The 423-nt window shown below is 52.5% G+C and carries 1 rRNA gene; it reads left to right on the plus strand.

What is annotated here, in order from left to right:
- Window positions 1-341: 341 nt before the first annotated feature.
- Window positions 342-423: ribosomal RNA gene (locus tag G8767_RS35345) — 23S ribosomal RNA — on the plus strand; the annotation flags it as partial.

The raw sequence follows: 423 nt of genomic DNA on the forward strand, positions 1-423 counted from the left end.
GGATCACCTCCTTTCTAAGGAGCATTCTCCAATCCAATATCCACACAGGTGGATGGTTGGTTGGCAGAGCCTGTTTCGGACCCACTTGTGGTCCGGCGGGAGCTCATGGGTGGACGCTGACAAACTTGATCGTCGTACGGTTTCTCCTCTGTGGGAGGCCGGCGAACAATATATCGACATACTGTTGGGTCCTGAGAGAACACGCGAGTGTTTCCTCTCTAGGAAGTAACGACAATGTTCAGGCGCGGTCATACCGCAAGAATTTTTTCTTGTTGGTGTCTGCTTGGAGCCTGAGTGTTGTGTGTTGTTTGAGAACTGCACAGTGGACGCGAGCATCTTTGTTGTAAGTAATGAAGAGCGTACGGTGGATGCCTTGGCACCAGGAGCCGATGAAGGACGTAGGAGGCTGCGATAAGCCTCGGG

This window comes from Rhodococcus sp. IC4_135, assembly GCF_011602025.1.
GTDB classification, from domain to species: Bacteria; Actinomycetota; Actinomycetes; order Mycobacteriales; family Mycobacteriaceae; genus Rhodococcus_F; species Rhodococcus_F baikonurensis.